Raw genomic sequence first — 6469 nt, forward strand, 5'->3', positions numbered from 1 at the left:
TTGCGGCGAGCCCGATCAGGCCGCCGGCTGCAACCCCGGCAGCGCAAACGCCGGCTCGGCCCTTGCAATCGCGCCTTCCAGCACCGCTTCGAAGCGCGCCGTGATGTCGGCCCAATCCAGCCGCCGCGCGGTCGCGCGCGCCGCATCGGCCACCGCGCGCCGCGCGGCGGCGTCGAGTGCTGCGATGCGCACCGCGGCGACGAAGTCGGGCTCCTTGCCCGGCCCCGCCAGCCAGCCATTCGTGCCGCTGCGGATCAGCTCGCCCGCCGCCGCGCTCTCGAAGGCCACGACGGCGCAGCCGCTGGCCATCGCTTCCGTCGTGACGTTGCCGAAGGTCTCGGTGAGGCTGGCGAACAGGAACAGATCCAGCCCGGCGTAATGCGCCGCGAGGTCGTCGCCGCTGCGCTGGCCGGCGAACACGGCGTCGGGCGCGCGTGCGGCCAGCTCGGCCCGCATCGGCCCGTCGCCGACGAAGACCAGACGCGCGCGCGGCTGCACGGCCTTCACGGCCTCGTAGGCGGCCAGCACGGCGCCCAGGTTCTTCTCCGGCGCCAGGCGGCCCACATAGCCCATGACGAGGTCGTCCGGCCCCGCGCCCCAGCCCGCGCGCATCGCGTCGTTGCGCCGCGCCGGGTCGAAGCGCTGCGCGTCGACGCCACGGCCGACCACAGTCAGCCGCTCGAAGCCGCGCTCGGCCAGCAGCACGCGCATGGCCTCGGTGGGCACCATGGTCGCGTCGCAGCGGTTATGGAATTTGCGCAGATAGCCCATGATGGGCTTGGACAGCAGGCCCAGGCGGTAGTGCTTGCCGTAGGCGTGGAAGTTGGTGCGGTAGTCCGACGTGACCGGCAGCGACAGATGCTGGGCCGCCTGCAGCGCAGACCAGCCCAGCGGCCCCTCCGTTGCGATGTGCACGACGTCGGGGCGGCGCAGCGACCACAGTTTCACCAGCGCCCGCTTGCTCGGCACGCCCATGCGCAGATTGGGATAGAGGGGCACGGGCAGGCCCTTGGTGAGCACCTCGTCCACATCGGGCTTGCCGGTGCCGGTCTGCGCGGCCATGCGGGCGGGCTGGCGCGGGCGGATCAGCTGTACATCGTGGTTGCGGCGGTTCAGGCCGTCCACGACGCGCGCCATCGACATCGCGACGCCGTTGACCTCGGGCGGGTAGGTCTCCGTCACTACCGCGAGCCGGCGCGAATGGCGCGGCGCGGGCAGGTCGTCCACCAGGATATCGTCGGCGTCTTGCTGCGTATTCATGCCGCAAATGCTGAGCCGGGCGTGCAACAGCAAGATGACAACCGGACCGTCACGCCGATTTCACGCAATGCCACCACCATGCGCTCCAATTTCCACCCAACCGAGGACGGGACGACGTGAACGAGTTCTTCCAAACCCTGAAGACGCAGCGCTGGGACGACCACCGCTACTACCACCACAGCCGCATCAACCAGAGCCTGCACCTGATCAGCGCGCTCTGCTTCCTGGTCTCCTACGGCCTGGTGTTCGTGAACCCGGCCTGGGCCGCGCTGCTGGCCTGGTGCGTATCGATGACGACGCGCCAGGCGGGCCACTTCTTCTTCGAGCCGCGCGGCTACGACGAGGTCAACCAGGCCACCGACGAACACAAGGAAGAGATCAAGGTCGGCTACAACATCCGCCGCAAGATCGTGCTGCTGGCCGTGTGGGTCGCGCTGCCGGCCGTGCTGTGGTTCTTCCCGTCGCTGGGCGGCCTGATCGAGCCGGCCGTCGGCATCAAGGCCTATCTGGAAGACGTCGGCATGGCCTGGTTCTGCCTGGGCGCCGTCGGCCTGCTCTTCCGTGTCGGCCAGCTGTGGGCCACGCAGGGCGCGATGCAGGGTTTTGCCTGGATGACCAAGATCCTGACCGACCCCTTCCACGACGTCTACCTCTACCACAAGGCCCCGCTCTACCTGCTGCGCGGCCAGCTCATCGACCCGATGGACCACGTCGGCAGCCAGGCGCACTGAAGCCGGCGCCCCAAACGCAAAGGGCCCGCCATCGGCGGGCCCTTTTGCATTGGCTCTTTGCTCAGAACTTCTTCGCCAGCATCTCGCGGAACACGCCGCGGCGGATGGCCTTGGCGGTGAGCTCGGGCGCCGTCCACCACCAGCCGTCGGCCTTCATCTCCTCGCAGGCGGCGACGAAGCGCTCCAGCACGGCGTCGAACTCGGCATCTCCATAGTTCAGGCTGAAGATCAGCCGCCCCGTGCCGACCCAGCTCAGCGCCAGGCCCTGCTTGCGCAGATAGAACTGCAGCATCCAGTGATAGCGGCCGGGCTGGCTGTAAAGCACGGTCCAGATCGTCGACAGATTGGCCATGCGCACCGGCGCGCCGGCCGCCTGCAGGCGCCCGTTGAAGCGTGCGCGGCGGTCGTTCCAGCGTTCGTCGAGGCCGTCGTATAGCGCCTTGACCTCGGGGCGCTCCAGGCGCTTCAGGAAAGACGCCATCGCGGCGACGACATAGGGGTGGGCATTGAAGGTGCCGCGCGCGAAGCAGATGTCCGCCGGACGCTCCTCGCGGTAGCGAGTCATCAGCGCGCGGCTGCCGCACACGACGCCGACCGGCAGGCCGCCGCCCAGCGTCTTGCCGTAGGTGACGAGATCAGCCTTCACGCCGAAATACTGCTGAGCGCCACCGGGCGCGAGGCGGAAGCCGACGAAGACCTCGTCGAAGATCAGCACGATGCCGCGCGCGCTGCAGACCTCGCGCAGCTTCTTGAGCCAGGCCGTGTAGGCCTCGCGGTCATAGTTCGCGCGGCGGCTGCCATCGATGAGGCCGGAGTCGCCCGGCGCGTTCGCGTTCGGATGCAGGGCCTGCAGCGGGTTGATGAGCACGCAGGCGATGTCGCGGCGCGTGGCCAGCACTTTCAGCGAGCGCTCTGCCATGTCCTGCAGCGTGAAGGTCTCGCGCGGCGGCAGCGGGTTGCCGGGGCCGGGCTGCACGTCCTCCCACCAGCCGTGGTAGGCGCCGGCGAAGCGCACCAGGCGCTTCTTCTTCGTGTGATAGCGCGCCAACCGCACGGCCTGCATGACGGCCTCGGTGCCGGACATGTGAAAGCTCACCTCCTCCTGGCCCGAGATGGCCTTCAGGCGCGTCAGCACGTCCAGCACGCAGGGGTGGTAGGCACCGAGCACGGGGCCGAGCTCCTGGGCCGTGGCGACGGCCTCGGCGATGCATTCCTTGTAGGCGTCGTAGCCCAGCAGGTTGACGCCGTAGGAGCCCGTCAGGTCGTAGAGGTGGTTGCCGTCCAGGTCCTCGACCTGCACGCCCTCGCTGGCCTGCAGGAAGGCGCCGACCTTGACGTGCTCGCGCAGCACGGGGCTGAATTGGAATGGCACGCGGTAGCGCCCGGTGAAGCGCAGGTCGGAGATGGTCTCGCGCGCTTGCTCGGTGGCGGCCAGCGTCTTCGCGAAGCGCGTGTCGAACTCGGCGCCCAGGCGCTGCAGGGCCGCGCGGCGGCGTGCGACCACTTCGGCCGGTGCGCCGTCGGCGCTGAAGAACTGCGCCTCGTCATAGGCATAGCCCGGCACCCAGCGCGCCAGCCGCTTGGCCATGCGCGAATGACCGGCCAGGGACCGGTGCTTGGCACGCGAGAGCTCCAGCCGCCGCTTGGCCGCCGGCAACAGGGCCAACACGCCAAGGGCCAGAGCCGAAAGGGTCAGGGTTTCGTCCATCGAAGGTCTCAGGAAATTCACGAAGGTTTCAGATGTACCTGCGACGCTTGACAGCGGAATGAATGACAAAGCCATGACCACACTTCCCGCCCGCGGCTGGTTCCAGCGTCTCGTCGCCCAGGAGGACCTGAACTTCCTGCTGACCAATCGCGTGCCGCGCATCGCGCTGACCCGGCTGATGGGGCGCTTCGCGCGCATCGAGAGCCCGCTGCTGACCAAGCTCTCGATCGCCGTCTGGCGCCTCTTCACGCCGCTGGATCTCGGCGAGGCCAGGCACACGGACTTCCGCTCTCTGAAGGATTGCTTCACGCGCGAGCTGAAGCCCGGCTCGCGCGTGTTCGACGAGCGGCCCGACGTGGTCTGCACCCCCAGCGACGGCATCGTCGGCGCCTGCGGCCTCGTGCAGCGCGGCCAGGTCTACCAGGCCAAGGGCTTCCCGTACTCCACGGCCGAGCTCTTCGGACCGACGCAGGACGCCAGCGTCTTCGAGGGTGGCCGCTTCATCACGCTGCGGCTGACGTCGGCGATGTACCACCGCTTCCACGCGCCGGCCGCCGGCACCGTCGAGCATGTGACCTATCTCAGCGGCGACACCTGGAACGTGAACCCGATCGCGCTGCAGCGCGTGGAGCGGCTGTTCTGTCGCAACGAGCGCGCGGTCGTGCGCATGCGGCTGGCCGGCGGCGAGCCGATCGCGCTGGTGCCCGTGGCGGCCATCCTCGTCGCCAGCATTCGGCTGCATTTCCTCGACGTGCTGCTGCACCTGGGCCGCAAGGGTGCCAACGAGATGCCCTGCGCGGCGCCACACGCAAAGGGTCAGGAGATGGGCTGGTTCGAGCACGGCTCGACCATCATCGTCTTCGTGCCGTCGGGTTTCGAGCTGGCCGAGGGCATAGCGACCGGCGTGCAACTGCGCGCCGGCCAGGCCCTGCTGAAGCGGGCCTGATCAGGCCACCGTGTCGGGCGCCGCGGCCTGCACGGCCGCCGGCACCGGCAGCGCGACGGGCTGGGGCTGCTGCGCCGGCCGGGACTTGGGCGCGGGCAGCATGCCCGGCAGCGCGGCCTGCTCGCCGCGGTCGATGATCTCGAGCCGGCCGTCGTGGTGCTCCACCAGGGCCGTCAGGCTCTCCACCCAGTCGCCATCGTTGCAATAGAGGATGCCGTCGATCTCGCGGATCTCGGCATGGTGGATGTGGCCGCAGACGACGCCATGCGCACCGCGCTTCTTGGCCTCGCGCGCGACGGCGTTCTCGAACTCGTTGATGTAGCTGACGGCGCGCTTGACCTTGTGCTTCAGATAGCGCGACAGGCTCCAGTAGGGCAGGCCGAACTTGGCGCGGATGTGGTTGAACCAGCGGTTGACCTTGAGCGTGAACTCGTAGGCCAGGTCGCCCGCGATGGCCAGCCAGCGCGCGCACTGGATGACGCCGTCGTAGAGGTCGCCGTGCGTGATCCACAGCCGCTTGCCGTCGGCCGTGACGTGGATGGCCTCTTCCATCACGTCGACGCCGCCGAAGTTGTGCATCAGGTATTTGCGCGCGAACTCATCGTGGTTGCCGGGGATGAAGATGACCCGCGTGCCCTTGCGTGCCTTGCGCAGCAGCTTCTGCACGACGTCGTTGTGCGCCTGCGGCCAGTACCAGGAGCGCTTGAGCTGCCAGCCGTCGATGATGTCGCCGACAAGGTAGAGGGTCTCGCACTCGACGTCGCGCAGGAAGTCGAGCAGGGCCTTGGCCTGGCAGCCGGGCGTACCCAGGTGCAGGTCCGAAATCCAGGCGGTACGCACCGACAGCGTGGGCGTGTCGGCGGCGGCAGCGGAGTCTTGCGTCGTCGGCATGGCAGGCATGCTGCCCGCCGGTCATGACGCGCGCGTGAACACTTGTTCTAGATCAAACCCTTGAACGGGCCGCCCGCCAGCCAGCGCTCGATCTGGGCCTGGCGGTCGTTGCCCCAGAAGGGTTCGCCGTCGACGATGAAGTAGGGCGCGCCGAACACGCCGGCCGCCACGGCCGCGTCGTTAACGGCCTTGAGCCGAGCCTTCCAGGCCGGGTCGGTCCACGCCGCCTCGGCGGCTTCGGCATCGATGCCGGACTCGCCCAGCAGGGTCTTCAGCGCCTGCGCGTCGCTCAGCAAGACGCCGCGCGTGAAGTAGGCCCGCAAGCCGGCGCGAGCCCAGTCCACGGCGCGGGCGGGATCCTGGCCATGCAGCCACCAGAACACGCGGGCGGCATTCTGCGTGGAGATCGGGAAGACCTCGGGCTGGCGATAGGGCAGGCCGGCGAAACGCGCCGAGCGCTCGAAGTCGCGCAACGCGTAGTCGCGCTTGACCGGGTGAGCGACGGGCGGCCTCAGTTCGGCCGCCTGGAAAGTCGCACCCAACAGGATGGCATGCCATTGCACGCGCCGCCCATGACGGGCAGCAACCGCCTCGACCCACTCGGACGCGATGTAGGAATAGGGCGAGGAGAAATCGAAATAGAACTGCACCGGCGCGCGTTGCTGCGCGGCGCTGTCGGCAAGAAAGCGGTCGTCAATCATCGGGCGACTTTAACTGCAACCGCGCCGCGGCGCAGCAGGGCTTGTGCCGAGTTCAACGATGTCAGTCCTTGCCACCCCGATTCGCCCAATCTGCCGGCACTGATTTTCCGTTGCTCAAAACCAAAACCCCCACTACCTTTCGATAGTGGGGGTTGGCATTAATAAATAGCCTGACGATGACCTACTTTCACACGGGAATCCGCACTATCATCGGCGCTGACTCGTTTCACTG

Annotated in this window: 6 protein-coding genes; 2 read left to right on the forward strand and 4 right to left on the reverse strand. The window is 68.3% G+C overall.

Going from position 1 to position 6469, the window contains the following annotated elements; translation table 11 throughout:
- Positions 1 to 15 precede the first annotated feature (15 nt).
- The gene (locus NYP07_RS23175) at positions 16 to 1260 is read right to left on the reverse strand and encodes a glycosyltransferase family 4 protein (RefSeq protein WP_268154440.1); all 1245 of its coding nucleotides are present in this window, start codon (positions 1258 to 1260) and stop codon (positions 16 to 18) included.
- A gap of 116 nt (positions 1261 to 1376) precedes the next feature.
- Between NYP07_RS23175 and NYP07_RS23180 the strand changes: the two genes are divergently transcribed.
- Positions 1377 to 1991, forward strand: coding sequence for a hypothetical protein (locus tag NYP07_RS23180; protein ID WP_268154442.1), 615 nt, complete (start codon positions 1377 to 1379; stop codon positions 1989 to 1991).
- 61 nt (positions 1992 to 2052) lie between these two features.
- Here NYP07_RS23180 and NYP07_RS23185 read toward each other — a convergent pair whose 3' ends face one another.
- The gene (locus NYP07_RS23185) at positions 2053 to 3699 is read right to left on the reverse strand and encodes an aminotransferase class III-fold pyridoxal phosphate-dependent enzyme (RefSeq protein ID WP_268154444.1); all 1647 of its coding nucleotides are present in this window, start codon (positions 3697 to 3699) and stop codon (positions 2053 to 2055) included.
- A 73-nt stretch (positions 3700 to 3772) separates the two neighbouring features.
- Between NYP07_RS23185 and asd the strand changes: the two genes are divergently transcribed.
- Positions 3773 to 4645: an archaetidylserine decarboxylase gene (gene asd / locus NYP07_RS23190; protein ID WP_268154446.1), complete on the forward strand. Its 873-nt coding sequence runs from the start codon at positions 3773 to 3775 to the stop codon at positions 4643 to 4645.
- Here the strand turns inward: asd and NYP07_RS23195 are convergent, their stop codons facing one another.
- On the reverse strand, positions 4646 to 5545 hold the full coding sequence (locus NYP07_RS23195) for a UDP-2,3-diacylglucosamine diphosphatase (protein WP_378991071.1): 900 nt from the start codon (positions 5543 to 5545) through the stop codon (positions 4646 to 4648). It lies immediately after the preceding gene.
- 38 nt (positions 5546 to 5583) lie between these two features.
- Complete coding sequence (locus NYP07_RS23200) at positions 5584 to 6237, reverse strand: 2-hydroxychromene-2-carboxylate isomerase (RefSeq protein WP_268154450.1); 654 nt, start codon at positions 6235 to 6237, stop codon at positions 5584 to 5586.
- Positions 6238 to 6469: the final 232 nt, after the last annotated feature.

It is taken from the genome of Pelomonas aquatica (genome assembly GCF_026712205.1).
In the GTDB taxonomy this organism is placed as follows: Bacteria; Pseudomonadota; Gammaproteobacteria; order Burkholderiales; family Burkholderiaceae_C; genus Pelomonas; species Pelomonas aquatica.